This window comes from Enterobacter sp. CCUG 70166 (assembly GCF_020224095.1).
Taxonomy (GTDB): Bacteria; Pseudomonadota; Gammaproteobacteria; order Enterobacterales; family Enterobacteriaceae; genus Enterobacter; species Enterobacter intestinihominis.
In genome coordinates this window covers 16,779-31,412 of the sequence record NZ_NRIQ01000045.1, presented here as the reverse complement: position 1 = coordinate 31,412, position 14,634 = coordinate 16,779, and the positions used below count along the sequence as shown (strand labels likewise).

Sequence of the window (14,634 nt, the reverse complement as noted above, 5' to 3'; positions counted from 1 at the left end):
TTCAGTAAACCACTTCACTAACTTATCAACAAATATCCCGAATTTTTAATAACGATACAGAAAGATGGAGCGAATTTCTGATGAGCATCCACTATCAGTCCACGGTGGAGCTTGCCAGGAGCGAGTTGCTTGATACGCCTCTTAAAGACGCGATTGGTGCTATAAATATCCCACGGCTTGAAGAACTGACGGCCTTGTGGGGTTTCGCTGAAGCATGGCAGCGAGTGGCACCACATATTCAGATGCGAGACTGGCTGGTTTCTTATAGCCGGATGGATGAGAAGTGTCAGGCTCTCGCCGAACCGCAACTCAAAGTCGCAGTGCAAATGCTGAATCAGAGTTATGCTGTTTCACTCAGAGAAAAGAATGATGAAGGTTTCGTATTGAGTCTGCAGAAACTGATGGCTGACGGGCGGATAAGCCTAGAGCCTTTCGTCGAAAGGCAAATATCGTTTATTGTGAGTAAACTTGATGAAATTCAGGATTCAGAAAAATTGGAGGCTGAATCCACGCAGACGTTGCTGCAGGAAGCTGATTCATACTCTGTTCTGGCCGGTGAATCACTACTGAATAAAATGGAGAATTTTGTAGATGGCGTATTTTATGTGGAATACCTTGTCAATAATGAAGAGACCTTGTCAAACCTGAAAATTGGCACACTAGATATCGGAAATCACGGTCGGGAGGAGATGTTACGCTATGGAGCTGAGCAACCTCAGATAGACCTTTTTAATCCGGGAATTATCCGGCATATCAATATTGCATCGAAGGCGGTACAGAACGTAATTGGAAAGAATGATGGTACAGGTGGGGCTCAGGTTAGCTCTGCAATAATGACGCTTAAAAATCGTCAGGTTGTTGAGGACGTTATCCATTTCAGAAAAATTGTTCTGAGCCCGGACTGGAATAATAATGTTTTAAATCAATATTATCTTAATAATACGGCGACGAGGAATCTCTTCCCTGCGGAATTTGCTGCACAGGCTGTTGCTCACATGGTGCTCCATGGTAACTATGCCGGTATCGAGTCGTACAGTGAACATATTGGTGAGGAACGGTTTGACCTGGCTTTGGCTGCATATCTTCGTTATCTACGTACTGCCGAGAGTATCTTTATAGCACTTAAGGATAAAAATGTTCTGCCGTACATCAAAAATGCTGTTGGCAGGATTGTTGATTTAGGTCTTCTGGTGAATATACCTGTCCTGAGCTTTGTTAAAGGTCAGTATGACGTCATCAAAGAAGCTACAAATGCAACCTCTCTTTTAATATTTGTGCGAGAGCGTCAAAAAGCACTGTCAGAGAAAATAATTGAGTCTGATGTGAATGCTATGGGTCCAGTATTTCTCCATGACGTATATCAGTCAGGTGAGCAGTTTGATATTTTGAAGAAAAAGCTGAACGCCCTGGCATGTGGAGTATTTAGTTCTTCTGAAAGGCTTATTGAGTGTTTTACGGTTCTTCCTGTGAACATGCGCTTTATCCTTGAACAAATGCAACTTCAGGGGCAGCATATCCGGATGGAAGGTAGTGTGGGTATCTTTGCATCATGGTTCCGTGATGCAGAGCCAGACGTTGTCACAAATGCCGAGAACATTCATTTCCTGTGGTCTTGCCTCGACGATACCCAGAGAGAGACTGTACTTGATGAGTTGCACGATGTCTTACTTGAAAGACATATTCGTATTGACAGCCGTATTGCGATTATTACCCGTTTTCATAATGAGTTGTCGTTTATTGAACCTGAGAAGGCCGTTGAACGCAGGGCTATTGCGGCGCTGTTTAGCGCTTCTGTTGATAATGTATTATTGTCTCAATGGCTTGACCGTCAGACGTTTTCATTTTCATCATGGTCTCCGGAGGACGCCCGTACGGCAACGAGTTGTATAATGAATAACTCGGAGATTTTTCCTCTCATCTGCAGGAATTCACAGTATATTAAAAACAGAATGTTACCAGAGAAAGCGGACGTTACAGAAGATAGTGATACGTTTCCGGACTGAGTTCGTTCTTTAAATCCTATACCTGAAGACCACAGCGGTGGTCTTTGGGAGTTTTTTTATTGCCTGATATACATTAAGCATGTTATATCTTGCTAAGAAATAATCATTCAGGGATTAATCATAACTACTGAAGTTATGTTGTGTTCTTTTCTTTTAAAAATAAATTATTCAGATTTATTTTCTATTGATTTAATGAGGTAGGGAATGACAGAAAGTGCTTTGCTTTTGCGAGAGGCATTTAATGAATCGGTTAACTATATGACATGGTCTTTTTATTCACTGATAACTGCTTACGTTTCGATGGCTTTTTATGATAGAGTTGAGGTTAAGACCCGAATAAATAATTATCTGAATAAGTTACTTTTCGTGATTGCTATGTCCGTTTTTATCCCAAATATGTACTTTGTTTCAATGGTGTTCAGTCAGAAGTTAGGCACCGCAGCTGGCGTTGCGTCATTCATTATTGGGCTACTTTTCATGATGTTAAACTCGGCGCCTGTAATTACTGGTATCGTACAGCAGCGCAAAGATTGAGTTTTATGAGTATAGTCAGTTGGGTTTTCATCTGTTTTATCAGACTTAGAAAAATGAAATCTTTCAATTCATTGATTTTAAACGCAAAAAAATTTCTAAATGATCAGAATTATAGGGTGCTCGCTCTGTTCGATCACCGAACACGAAGGTCGTATTATTCAGAGCCGTTCCGAAGAGTCGATTGTTAACGAGATCGAAGCCATTCGCGACACGGTCCCGGGCTTTACCGGCGTAATCTCCGATCTGGGTGGCCCAACGGCTAACATGTACATGCTGCGCTGCAAATCGCCGCGCGCTGAGCAGACCTGTCGTCGTCTCTCCTGCGTCTATCCGAGCATTTGCGAGCATATGGACACCAACCACGAGCCGACGATCAACCTTTACCGTCGCGCCCGTGACCTGAAAGGCATCAAGAAGATCCTGATCGCCTCCGGCGTGCGTTACGACATTGCGGTGGAAGATCCGCGCTACATCAAAGAGCTGGCGACGCACCACGTGGGCGGTTATCTGAAGATCGCCCCGGAGCACACCGAAGAGGGCCCGCTGTCCAAAATGATGAAGCCGGGCATGGGCAGCTATGACCGCTTTAAACAGCTGTTTGATACCTTTTCAAAACAGGCGGGGAAAGAGCAGTATCTGATCCCATACTTCATCTCCGCGCACCCCGGCACCCGGGATGAAGACATGGTGAACCTGGCGCTGTGGCTGAAGCAGCGTCGATTCCGTCTGGATCAGGTGCAGAACTTCTACCCGTCGCCGCTCGCTAACTCGACGACCATGTATTACACCGGCAAAAACCCGCTAAGTAAGATTGGCTATAAGAGTGAAGACGTGGTGGTGCCGAAAGGGGATAAACAGCGCCGTCTGCACAAAGCGCTGCTGCGCTATCACGACCCGAAAAACTGGCCGCTGATCCGTCAGGCGCTGGAAGAGATGGGGAAAAAGCACCTGATCGGCTCGCGTCGTGATTGCCTGGTGCCTGCGCCAACGCTGGAAGAGATGCGCGAAGCGCGCCGCCAGAACCGCAATACGCGCCCGGCGCTGACCAAGCACACGCCAATTGTGCATCAGCGTTCGAACGGTGTTGCGGGAACGAAGAAGAACGTAAAACGTAAGACCGGTTAAACCTGTAAAATGCCCGGTGGCGCTGCGCTTACCGGGCCTACAGGTCTAACCCTCTCCCCTCCGGGGAGAGGGCAGGGTGAGGGGAAACTACCCGCCAAACTGATCCGGGTCCGGCCCAAGCCGCTTGCCCTGATCCAGCTTCGCAATCTCACCCAGCTCGTCTTTATCCAGGCGGAAATCCCAGACGTCGAAGTTCTCGGCGATACGCGATGGCGTGACCGATTTCGGGATCACCACCAGACCGCTATCCAGATGCCAGCGAATGACGATCTGCGCCGGCGTTTTGCCGTACTTATCCGCCAGTTCACGAATGATTTTCTGGTCAAACACCCCTTCGCCGCCCTGGGCCAGCGGGCTCCAGGATTCGGTCTGGATCTTGTGCGTGGCGTTCCACGAATGAAGCTGGCGCTGCTGCATCAGCGGATGCAGTTCAATCTGGTTAATCACCGGCGCGACGCCCGTTTCATCAATCAGGCGTTGCAGGTGATGAACCTGGAAATTACAGACGCCGATGCTTTTTATCAGCCCCTCTTTTTGCAGCTCAATCATCCCTTTCCAGGCATCAACGTAATGGTCGATAGCCGGTACCGGCCAGTGCATGAGATAAAGATCGACGAAATCGAGCTGGAGTTTCTCCAGGCTCTCCTGTAACGCTTCGCGTGGACGCTTTTGATCGTCGTTCCACAGCTTGGTGGTGATGAATAACTCATCGCGGGGAATGCCAGCGCTGGCAAGCGCGGTCCCCACGCCGTCCTCGTTTTTATAGGCGGCGGCGGTATCAATGGACCGATAGCCGACTTCCAGGGCTTTATGAATGGCGGAGACGACCTCGTCGTTACCGGCTTTCCATACACCTAGCCCCAGCTGGGGCATCACGTTGCCGTCCTGTAGCTTGATTACGGTTTGGTTTGCCATTTTTCCTCCTTCAGGTGCTCATCGCCGGAGGGAACCTCCGACGATGTGATGTGCATTAAGTCTGGACGAAATGTCAAAAAACGAAAGTCAGGATCCTAAAAACGCTTAGCGTGCCGCTTCGTAAATACGACGGCTGACGTCCAGGGTGATGTCGCCGTGCTCGCCGATCTGCGTCATACCGTGTGCTTCCAGCTTCGCCAGCAGGGCAGGGATGGAGCTGCCGTCCAGGTCGTAGTCAGAGAGACGCGTTGGCACACCCAGGCTTTCAAAGAAGTGACGGGTGGCTTCAATCGCGGCATCAATACGCGCATCGTCGGAACCCTCGGTGATGTTCCAGACGCGTTCGGCGTACTGGAGCAGTTTGGCGCGTTTAGCGTCACGTTTTTCATTCCACAGCGCAGGCAGAACCACCGCCAGCGTCTGGGCGTGATCCAGGCCGTGCATCGCCGTCAGCTCGTGACCGAGCATATGGGTCGCCCAGTCCTGTGGCACGCCTGCACCGATAAGGCCATTCAGTGCCTGTGTTGCAGCCCACATCACGTTAGCACGCACGTCATAGTTTTCAGGTTCTTTCAGCGCTTTCGGACCTTCTTCAATCAGCGTCAGCAGAATGCCTTCCGCGAAACGATCCTGAATTTTGGCGTTCACCGGGTAAGTGACGTACTGCTCAACGGTGTGAACAAAGGCGTCGACCACGCCGTTCGCCACCTGACGCGCAGGCAGGGTATAGGTGTAAACCGGATCGAGGATCGCGAACACGGGCTGAACGTGTTCGTTCATAAAGGCCTGCTTGTCACCGGTGGTTTTACGGGAGATGACCGCGCCTTTGTTGGACTCAGAGCCGGTGGCCGGCAGCGTCAGCACGGAGCCCATCGGGATCGCACTGCTGATGTCGCTGCCGCCCGTTTCCAGAATATGCCACGGGTCGATGCCGTCAGCGTAATGCGCTGCCGCCGCGATGAATTTGGTGCCGTCCAGCACGGAACCGCCGCCCACCGCCAGCAGGAAAGTGATCTGCTCCTCACGGGCGATTTTTACCGCGTTCATCAGCGTTTCATAAGACGGGTTAGGCTCGATACCGCCGAACTCGCGTACGTCCAGCCCTTCCAGAGCGCTGTAAACCTGATCCAGTACGCCGGTTTTTTTCACGCTGCCGCCGCCGTAGGTAATCAGGACGCGGGCGTCCGTCGGGATTTGCGCGCGCAGGTCAGCGATAGCGTCTTTACCAAACAGAATGCGGGTTGGGGTGTGAAGATTAAAGTTGTTCATGGCTTGTTCCCTGTAGTGGGTAAAAAATCGTGGTGGCGCAGAAGGCAACCTGATGCTGCACATTGTGGCGGGCAGGCGCTATCCTCTCAATGCACATTCCTGCCGATGTCTTGCCCATTTCTACAGCACGCTGGAGAAACGGTAAGAAAATGCGCACACTGTCAGCGTCGGAAACCGTACCCGGAGTAACTGAAAATGAACCGTGATGCCATCTGCCGCCAGCTAACGTCGCAGATTAAAAGACTGATAGATAACGGAAATGATTCGGCTGAGCTGTTGCCGGATATCCGATTGCTCTACGGTACCCAGCCCGGAACGCGCACCCCGGTGATGTATCAGCCCGGCATCGTGTTTCTCTTTTCTGGCCATAAGATTGGCTATATCAATGAGCGCGTGTTCCGTTACGACACCAATGAATATCTGCTTCTGACTGTACCTTTACCCTTCGAATGTGAAACTTTCGCGACAGAGGTGGTACCGCTGGCCGGGATCCGCGTCAACGTCGACATTCTCCAGTTGCAGGAGTTGCTGATGGAGATTGGGGAGGACGAACTTTTCCGGCCGTCGATGGCGGCAAGCGGTATCAACTCCGCGACCTTATCGGAGGAAATTCTCTGCGCGATTGAACGCCTGTTAGACGTGATGGAAAGGCCTCTGGATGCGCGTATTCTCGGAAAGCAGATTATCCGCGAAATTCTTTACCATGTGCTGCTGGGACCGGGCGGCGGGGCGCTGCTGGCGCTGGTAAGCCGGCAAACGCACTTCAGCCTCATTAGTCGCGTGCTGAAGCGCATCGAGAGCCAGTACACGGAAAACCTCAGCGTTGATCAGCTGGCGGCGGAAGCCAATATGAGCGTCTCGGCGTTTCACCATAACTTTAAATCCGTCACCAGCACGTCGCCGTTGCAGTACCTCAAAACTTACCGTCTGCATAAGGCGCGGATGCTGATGATCCACGATGGCATGAAGGCCAGCGCCGCGGCGATGCGGGTCGGGTATGAAAGCGCTTCGCAGTTTAGTCGGGAATTTAAGCGTTACTTCGGCGTCACGCCGGGGGAAGATGCGTCACGTATCAGAACCATGCAGGGAGCGTGAGGGGAAACGGAGGCCGGGTAAGCGGTAGCGCCACCCGGCTTTTATTTATGCGCTGCAATACTTTTTCTTGATCACCACCGCAATGGTCCCCACCAGCCCTGCAACCAGCAGGAAAATCGGCAGGATCATCAGGAAAGTCATCACCTGGTCTTCATGGCGCTTAACAAAGGGGATCATATTCAGCGCGTAGCCGAGCGTGGTGACCACGCCCACCCAGAGCAGAGCGCTCAGCCAGTTGAAGAACTGGAAGCGGCGGTTAGAGAGGCCTGAAATACCCGCCATGGTAGGCAACAGGGTGCGAACGAACGCCAGAAAACGCCCGGCAAGCAACGCCAGCAGGCCGTGACGGTCAAACATGCAGGTCGCGCGCTGATGATATTTATGCGGCAGCTGCGCCAGCCAGCCTTTCACCACGCGGGTGTTTCCAAGCCAGCGCCCTTGCAGGTAGCTCAGCCAGCAGCCGAGACTGGCCGCAGAGGTAAGGATCACCATTGTCGGTGCGAAGCCCATCACACCCTTGCCGATTAACGCCCCTGCGAGCAGGAGCAGGCTGTCACCGGGTAAAAATGAGGCTGGCAGTAATCCATTTTCCAGAAACAGCGTCGCGAACATCACGAAATAGACAATCCCGACGACATGCGGGTCCGCCAGCGCGGCAAAATCGTGTTGCCAGAGCGCCGTGATGATATTTTGAATAACAGCCATGGACTTTCCTGTGGAACAGCAGATATAACGCTATTGTACTCCCAATTTTGCCTGTCGGGGTTGATCGCAGGCGCATCTCATACAGACTTTTCTGCTTGCGGTGTTCAGAATAGCGTCCAGGGAGTACATGTCAGCCAGCACTTTACACGATGCGCTCAAATCCTGCCGATAAATCCGCAATTAAATCGTCCACATTTTCCAGCCCGATATGCAGGCGGATTAAGGTCCCCTCGAAGTCCACCTCGCCGCCCGGGCGCAGGGCCGCAATCTGCTCCGGCTGATTGGGCAGGATCAACGATTCAAACCCACCCCATGAATAGGCCATGCTGAAGAGGGTAAAGTTATCCAGATAGCTTGCCAGCTCGGCGTCATTCAGGCGCTTCTTAAGAACAAATGAGAACAACCCGCTGCTGCCCGTAAAGTCACGTTGCCAGTATTCGTGGCCCTTGCTGCCCGGCAGCGCCGGATGGTTAACGCGCTCCACCTGCGGATGCAGCGCCAGCCACTGAGCAATTTGCAGGCTGCTTTCGTGATGCTGACGCAGACGCACGCCGAGCGTACGGATGCCCCGGCTGGTCATGTAGGCGGTATCGGCATCCACCATCTGGCCCATCAGGTAGGCGTTTTCACGCAATTGCTCCCAGCAGCGGGCATTAGATACCGCCGTACCGATCATGCCGTCTGAGTGGCCAATCAGGTATTTGGTCGCCGCCTGAATGGAGATATCGATGTCAAATTCCAGGGCTTTAAACAGCACACCTGCCGCCCAGGTGTTGTCGATCATGATGATCGCTTCCGGCGCTATGCTGCGCACCGCCTTCACGATGGCCGGGACATCATGCACTTCCATGGTGATGGAGCCGGGAGATTCCAGGAACACAACGCGCGTGTTGGGCTGAATAAGCCCGGCAATACCGGCCCCAATCAGCGGATCGAACCAGCTGGTGGTGACGCCGAGCTTGCTGAGTATTTTGGTGCAGAAGTCCTGGCTTGGCTCGTAGGCGGTATTGGTCATCAGGATGTGGTCACCCTGTTCAACAAACGCCAGAATGGTATTGGCGACCGCCGCCGCACCGCACGGGAACAGCGCGCAGCCCGCGCCGCCCTCCAGTTCGCACATGGCTTCCTGCAACGAGAAATGGGTTAACGTGCCACGGCGACCGTAAAACAGCCCGCCCTTCGTGCGATTACGCGTGGCGATTTTTTTATCTTCGACGGTATCAAACACCAGCGAGGAGGCACGCTGGATCACGCTGTTGACCGAGCCCTGGGTGTATTTTTTACTGCGTCCTGCCTGCACCAGCGTGGTCTCAAGCTGCTTTTTAGTCATGTTCGCTAACCCTATTTTTTATACGTCTGGACGTCCAGACTACCACGATTGTCACAATGTGCATCCGGATGCTTATCGAATAAGCAGAAAATATTATCAAATATTCGCATAAGAAATTTTTACTGCGTAAGCGCAAGGAAAGTGAGCGAAAATTACGGCACTATGTAAATACTAATGAGAACTACTATCAATTCGACGACGTTTTGATATTATTACGTTCAGATTGTGTGATTTGCGTCCTGGAGATACAGAGTGGGTAATAATTTGATGCAGACGGATCTCTCCGTTTGGGGCATGTATCAACATGCTGACATCGTCGTTAAGGTTGTGATGATCGGCCTGATTCTGGCGTCCGTGATCACCTGGGCTATCTTCTTCAGCAAGAGCGCCGAACTTCTTTCACAAAAACGCCGCCTCAAGCGTGAGCAGAAGCAGCTGGCGGAAGCCCGCTCTCTGGATCAGGCTTCTGATATCACCTCATCCTTCCATGCGAAAAGCCTGACTACCCTGTTAGTGAACGAAGCGCAGAACGAGCTGGAACTCTCCGCAGGCAGTGAAGATAACGAAGGCATTAAAGAGCGTACCGGCTTCCGTCTGGAGCGTCGCGTTGCGGCCGTGGGTCGTCATATGGGCCGCGGTAACGGCTACCTGGCGACTATCGGCGCTATCTCCCCGTTCGTCGGCCTGTTCGGTACCGTCTGGGGCATCATGAACAGCTTTATCGGTATCGCCCAGACGCAGACCACTAACCTTGCGGTCGTCGCGCCGGGTATCGCAGAAGCGCTGCTGGCAACGGCTATCGGTCTGGTTGCCGCTATCCCTGCGGTAGTTATCTATAACATCTTCGCGCGCATGATTGGCAGTTACAAAGCCACACTGGGTGACGTTGCCGCGCAGGTTCTGCTGCTGCAAAGCCGCGATCTGGACCTGAACGCCAGCGCCGTTAAACCGGTGCATGCGGCGTCCAAACTGCGCGTAGGTTGATTGTATGGCAATGCGTCTTAATGAAAATCTGGACGATAACGGTGAAATGCACGAGATCAACGTGACGCCGTTTATCGACGTCATGCTGGTTCTGCTGATTATCTTTATGGTTGCCGCGCCGCTGGCGACGGTGGACGTGAAGGTGAATCTGCCAGCGTCCTCCAGCCAGCCGCAGCCGCGTCCGGAAAAGCCTGTCTACCTGTCCGTGAAGGCCGATAAGTCCATGTTCCTGGGCAACGATCCGGTGACGGATGCCTCGGTTATTCCGGCGCTGGACCAGCTGACCGGCGGCAAGAAAGACACCACCGTCTTCTTCCGCGCGGATAAAACCGTCGATTATGAAACCATGATGAAGGTAATGGACACGCTGCATCAGGCGGGATACCTGAAGATTGGCCTGGTCGGCGAAGAGAAAGCGGCCGCGAAGTAAAACGAAGGCGAAGCCGCCTTCCGTGCCGGGTGGCGGCTTCGCCTTACCCGGCCTACAATCTCAGGCTAGCGCCGCCGGGCGAACCACGTTGTCAGCAGTTAGAAGATGTTGTTGACGCCTCTTCATCGAGCGCCACGCAGGTGACGTTTGATGTGCGATAGTTGCCTTCCGAGAGTTTACGGGTCAGGCGCAGGGTGGCTGTCTCGCGTGCCAGCAGGTACTGATAGTTCGTCTCCAGTCGCCCAAGGATCTTCTCTTTAAGCTCAGGGCGCAGCTCAATAATGGCGTTCATCACCGCGCCGTAAATCTCCTCTTTGGCCTGCAAGGCATAAATTTCCCGACGGTTCTGCCATTTCAGGCGCACCAGCGTGGCCGGAATCGAAACCAAGTCCTGCGTTATTCGCGTCATCTCGTCATTTTTTATCTTTTTCAGGGCGTCGAGATTCTGCTTTAAGATAAATTCATCGCTTTTCTTATCATCTAAAGTCAAATAAACGTTATTACCGCTATCATCATTCACGTTAATCATCCCCCAGGTTATAAAAAATGGGATTGCTTTTTTCACGCGTAATTAAGTTAAGCCAAATTTCATTGCCAGCTTCATTTATTTGCTGTGTTTTCTCGGCCATTATTTGACTTAGAGCCTGGGCATCTATTTCCCCTTCGGCCTGTAAATCATTTAGCAGATGAACTAAGGCTTCAATCTTGATGGCACGAAATAATCGTTCTTTTAAATGGCGATCGTACTCTTCCAGCACCATATTACGGGATTTGCCGGTGCGTGAAACACCAATTAATATATCGGCTTCATAGTCGGAGAGTTTTCTTTTTCCTTGAGTGAAATTCGCCTCTTTATCTGCTTCCGTCGAAGGCTGTTCCACAGGCGTAATGTGGTACTTTGCCGGGACAAGATTGTCGGGCAGCATTTTAATTTCCTTTAATTTCAAAAGGGTGGGGTTGGAAAAAGGGTGAGATTCGTTGACAATATCATGAGGCAATTTTAAAATCAAAAAAAATGGAGCCTACCCATGAACAGCATTTTCTTCACGGTCGTAACGTTACTATTACTGACCGCTGGCGTGCTTTTATTGATGCAAGAGTTCAATAAAACGAAAGTGTCAAATGACGCCAGTGAACCATCGCAGCCTGAATTGATGTCCAAAGAGGAGGGGGAAGATCATTTCTCCGTCTTGATGAACGCTGTGACGCCAGTCTGGTACTGGCGGGTGAATCACGAATATATCGATTTCCTCCATGCGACAATTAAGCGAATGAAAATGGCCGAAATTAATGATACGCCCGGCCTGTTCGACGCGCAGCGCCGCTGTAGCGACCTTAATTCGGCGGTCTATAAATATTACGACAATATCAAAAAGCGCTGTCTGAATGGCGAGAAGGTGTCGTATTCCGATTTAGACGTATTAAATCTGCGCCAGTGTTTTCGCGAGTTTAGCCTGGAAGCCTACCCGGAACTGGTCGCACTGGTCTGGCCGGAGTATGCGCGTCCGGATGTGGATCCCAACGAGGTATAGTTGAGATATACTGAGCGCTGGTTTCGTTTGCAGACAGGATTTTATGGAACGCTTCTTTGAAAACGCAATGTATGCCTCTCGCTGGCTGCTCGCACCCGTCTATTTTGGTCTCTCTCTGGCGCTGGTCGCACTGACGATCAAGTTCTTCCAGGAGATATTCCACGTCCTGCCAAACATTTTCTCCGTGGCAGAAGCCGATTTGATTCTGGTTCTGCTGTCGCTGGTGGATATGACGCTGGTAGGAGGATTACTGGTGATGGTGATGTTCTCCGGGTATGAGAATTTCGTCTCTCAGCTTGATATCGCCGAGCACAAAGAAAAGCTCAACTGGCTGGGGAAAATGGACGCCTCATCGCTGAAAAATAAAGTCGCGGCGTCGATTGTGGCGATTTCGTCTATTCACCTGTTACGTGTCTTTATGGATGCTAAAAACGTCCCGGATAATAAGCTGATGTGGTATGTGATTATCCACCTGACGTTTGTACTGTCGGCGTTTGTAATGGGATATCTGGATAAGATCAGTAAGAAATAAATTTACAGCGCCCCTCACCCTGCCCTCTCCCCAGAGGGGAGAGGGTGTTCAAGTTCCCTCTCCCCTCTGGGGAGAGGGTTAGGGTGAGGGGCGAAAGCATCGGACCGCACTATTTATCCGACGACGCCTGCCACAAATTCAGCTCACCATCCGCCACGTGCTGGTCAATCCGCGTCAGTTCATCTTCGGTAAAGCACAGGTTATTCAGCGCCTGAACGTTCTCTTCCAGTTGCTCCGGGCGGCTCGCGCCAATCAGCACTGACGTTACACGTGTATCTTTCAACAGCCAGCTTAGCGCCATCTGCGCCATCGTCTGCCCGCGCGCATGCGCCATCTCGTTCAGCAGACGAAGGCTGCTCAGGTTGGCTTCGGTCAGCATTTTCTCCGTCAGGCCGCGCACTTTTTTCCCTTCGCGCTGCATACGTGAACCGTCCGGAATACCGTTCAGGTATTTTCCGGTCAGCAGGCCCTGCGCCAGCGGGGTAAAGGCGATACAGCCCGTTCCGTTTTTCTCCAGCGCGTCCAGCAGACCAGTCTTGTCGACCCAGCGGTTAAGCAGGTTGTAAGACGGCTGGTGGATCAAAAGCGGGATCTTCCACTCGCGCAGCAATTCGGCCATCGCCGTCGTGCGTTCCGTGGAGTAGGACGAAATGCCGACGTACAGCGCTTTTCCGCTCTGCACCGCGTGTGCCAACGCGGCGGCGGTCTCTTCCATCGGCGTGTTTTCGTCTACGCGGTGAGAATAGAAAATATCCACATACTCCACGCCCATGCGTTTCAGGCTCTGGTCGAGGCTGGCGAGCAGATACTTACGTGAACCACCCGAACCATACGGTCCTGGCCACATGTCGTAGCCCGCTTTGGTGGAGATGATCAGCTCGTCGCGATACCCGGCAAAATCTTCTCGCAGCAGGCGGCCAAAATTTTCTTCAGCGCTGCCTGGAGGGGGGCCGTAGTTGTTGGCAAGGTCAAAATGGGTAATGCCGAGATCGAAGGCCTTACGCAGCAGCGCGCGCTGGGAATCGAGCGCCTGAACGTGGCCAAAGCTGTGCCACAGACCCAGCGACAGCGCCGGTAAGCGCAGGCCGCTTTTGCCGCAGTATCGGTACTGCATGTTTTCGTATCGGCCGGTGTAAGGGTGCCAGGACATGATGTCTCCTTTCTTATCGGTGAATTTTCGAAACAGCGTTTTTATTCTAAGCTTATCAAATCATAAATCATGGAGATAAGCGATGACGCGCCTGACTGCCAAAGATTTTCCGCAAGAGCTGCTTGATTACTATGACTATTACGCCCACGGTAAAATCAGCAAACGCGAATTTCTGAATCTCGCGGCGCGCTATGCCGCAGGCGGCGTAACGGCGCTGATGCTGTTTAATATGCTTAAACCCAACTACGCCCTCGCGGAGCAGGTTAAATTCACCGATCCCGATATTCTTCCGGAATACATCACTTATCCCTCGCCCAATGGTCACGGCGAAGTGCGCGGTTACCTGGTGAAGCCGGCCAAAGCCACCGCGAAAACGCCCGCAGTAGTGGTCGTGCATGAGAACCGGGGGCTGAATCCGTATATTGAAGACGTGGCACGACGCGTGGCGAAAGCGGGGTATATCGCGCTGGCTCCCGACGGCCTGAGCTCGGTGGGGGGATACCCCGGCAACGACGACGAAGGAAAGGTTTTGCAGCAGAAGGTCGACCCGACAAGGCTGATGAACGACTTTTTTGCCGCCATAGAGTTTATGAAAAATCATCCGGAAGCCACCGGGAAGGTGGGGATTACCGGTTTTTGCTACGGCGGCGGCGTATCGAATGCCGCCGCCGTAGCGTATCCGGAACTCGACTGCGCGGTGCCCTTCTATGGTCGTCAGCCGCGGGTGGAGGATGTGCCAAAAATTAGCGCGCCGCTCCTGCTTCATTATGCCGAGCTGGACAAAAATATTAACGAGGGCTGGCCTGCCTATGAAGCCGCGCTGAAATCAAATAATAAGGTTTATGAAGCGTATATCTACCCCGGCGTAAACCATGGATTTCACAACGATTCTACCCCACGCTATGACCAGCCCGCAGCCGAGCTGGCCTGGTCGAGAACGTTAAGCTGGTTTAAAAAATATCTGGAATGATAAGCCCTGCTTAAATAAATCATCACAAAGGGTTATCTTTTCCCCTGTCCCTGCCGATAA

The 14,634-nt window shown here is 52.1% G+C and carries 15 protein-coding genes and 1 pseudogene; 9 read left to right on the top strand and 7 right to left on the bottom strand.

The window, feature by feature from the left end; genetic code table 11:
* Positions 1–80: 80 nt before the first annotated feature.
* The 3 genes and pseudogenes from CKK19_RS19555 to CKK19_RS19545 form a co-directional block, all read left to right on the top strand.
* A complete protein-coding gene (locus tag CKK19_RS19555) occupies positions 81–2,003 on the top strand; it encodes a hypothetical protein (protein ID WP_052941137.1) in 1,923 nt (640 codons plus the stop codon).
* Positions 2,004–2,207: 204 nt separating this feature from the next.
* Positions 2,208–2,537: a hypothetical protein gene (locus CKK19_RS19550; protein WP_000140246.1), complete on the top strand. Its 330-nt coding sequence runs from the start codon at positions 2,208–2,210 to the stop codon at positions 2,535–2,537.
* A gap of 114 nt (positions 2,538–2,651) precedes the next feature.
* Positions 2,652–3,662: pseudogene (locus CKK19_RS19545) on the top strand (DUF3362 domain-containing protein); the annotation flags it as partial.
* 87 nt (positions 3,663–3,749) lie between these two features.
* Here the strand turns inward: CKK19_RS19545 and dkgA are convergent.
* Both dkgA and yqhD read right to left on the bottom strand, forming a co-directional pair.
* Entirely contained in the window at positions 3,750–4,577 is an 828-nt protein-coding gene (gene dkgA, locus CKK19_RS19540; protein ID WP_023306942.1) for a 2,5-didehydrogluconate reductase DkgA, read from the bottom strand.
* A gap of 105 nt (positions 4,578–4,682) precedes the next feature.
* Positions 4,683–5,846 (bottom strand): alcohol dehydrogenase, encoded by a 1,164-nt coding sequence (gene yqhD / locus CKK19_RS19535; protein WP_063853964.1) that lies wholly within the window; start codon positions 5,844–5,846, stop codon positions 4,683–4,685.
* Between the two features lie 195 nt (positions 5,847–6,041).
* On the opposite strand from yqhD, the gene CKK19_RS19530 reads away from it, so the two are divergent.
* Entirely contained in the window at positions 6,042–6,941 is a 900-nt protein-coding gene (locus CKK19_RS19530; RefSeq protein WP_063853963.1) for an AraC family transcriptional regulator, read from the top strand.
* Between the two features lie 45 nt (positions 6,942–6,986).
* On the opposite strand, the gene yghB is transcribed toward CKK19_RS19530, so the two are convergent.
* On the bottom strand, positions 6,987–7,646 hold the full coding sequence (gene yghB / locus CKK19_RS19525) for a DedA family general envelope maintenance protein YghB (RefSeq protein ID WP_063853962.1): 660 nt from the start codon (positions 7,644–7,646) through the stop codon (positions 6,987–6,989).
* A gap of 142 nt (positions 7,647–7,788) precedes the next feature.
* Positions 7,789–8,976, bottom strand: a complete 1,188-nt coding sequence (gene metC / locus CKK19_RS19520) for a cystathionine beta-lyase (protein WP_063853961.1) — start codon at positions 8,974–8,976, stop codon at positions 7,789–7,791.
* A gap of 252 nt (positions 8,977–9,228) precedes the next feature.
* On the opposite strand from metC, the gene exbB reads away from it, so the two are divergent.
* Positions 9,229–9,960, top strand: a complete 732-nt coding sequence (exbB, locus tag CKK19_RS19515) for a tol-pal system-associated acyl-CoA thioesterase (protein WP_023298602.1) — start codon at positions 9,229–9,231, stop codon at positions 9,958–9,960.
* A gap of 4 nt (positions 9,961–9,964) precedes the next feature.
* Entirely contained in the window at positions 9,965–10,390 is a 426-nt protein-coding gene (exbD, locus tag CKK19_RS19510; RefSeq protein ID WP_023298601.1) for a TonB system transport protein ExbD, read from the top strand.
* Positions 10,391–10,481: 91 nt separating this feature from the next.
* Here the strand turns inward: exbD and CKK19_RS19505 are convergent, their stop codons facing one another.
* Positions 10,482–10,919, bottom strand: a complete 438-nt coding sequence (locus CKK19_RS19505; RefSeq protein WP_023298600.1) for a hypothetical protein — start codon at positions 10,917–10,919, stop codon at positions 10,482–10,484.
* Positions 10,912–11,316, bottom strand: a complete 405-nt coding sequence (locus CKK19_RS19500) for a hypothetical protein (RefSeq protein WP_063853960.1) — start codon at positions 11,314–11,316, stop codon at positions 10,912–10,914. The genes CKK19_RS19505 and CKK19_RS19500 overlap by 8 nt, the downstream gene beginning before the upstream one ends.
* A 102-nt stretch (positions 11,317–11,418) precedes the next feature.
* Between CKK19_RS19500 and CKK19_RS19495 the strand changes: the two genes are divergently transcribed.
* Positions 11,419–11,922, top strand: coding sequence for an ESA_00282 family adhesion-associated protein (locus CKK19_RS19495; RefSeq protein WP_023330186.1), 504 nt, complete (start codon positions 11,419–11,421; stop codon positions 11,920–11,922).
* 43 nt (positions 11,923–11,965) lie between these two features.
* Complete coding sequence (locus CKK19_RS19490; protein ID WP_006811956.1) at positions 11,966–12,454, top strand: TIGR00645 family protein; 489 nt, start codon at positions 11,966–11,968, stop codon at positions 12,452–12,454.
* Positions 12,455–12,563: 109 nt separating this feature from the next.
* On the opposite strand, the gene CKK19_RS19485 is transcribed toward CKK19_RS19490, so the two are convergent.
* The gene (locus tag CKK19_RS19485) at positions 12,564–13,604 is read right to left on the bottom strand and encodes an aldo/keto reductase (protein WP_023306937.1); all 1,041 of its coding nucleotides are present in this window, start codon (positions 13,602–13,604) and stop codon (positions 12,564–12,566) included.
* An 82-nt stretch (positions 13,605–13,686) separates the two neighbouring features.
* Between CKK19_RS19485 and yghX the strand changes: the two genes are divergently transcribed.
* On the top strand, positions 13,687–14,574 hold the full coding sequence (gene yghX / locus CKK19_RS19480; RefSeq protein WP_023306936.1) for a YghX family hydrolase: 888 nt from the start codon (positions 13,687–13,689) through the stop codon (positions 14,572–14,574).
* Positions 14,575–14,634: the final 60 nt, after the last annotated feature.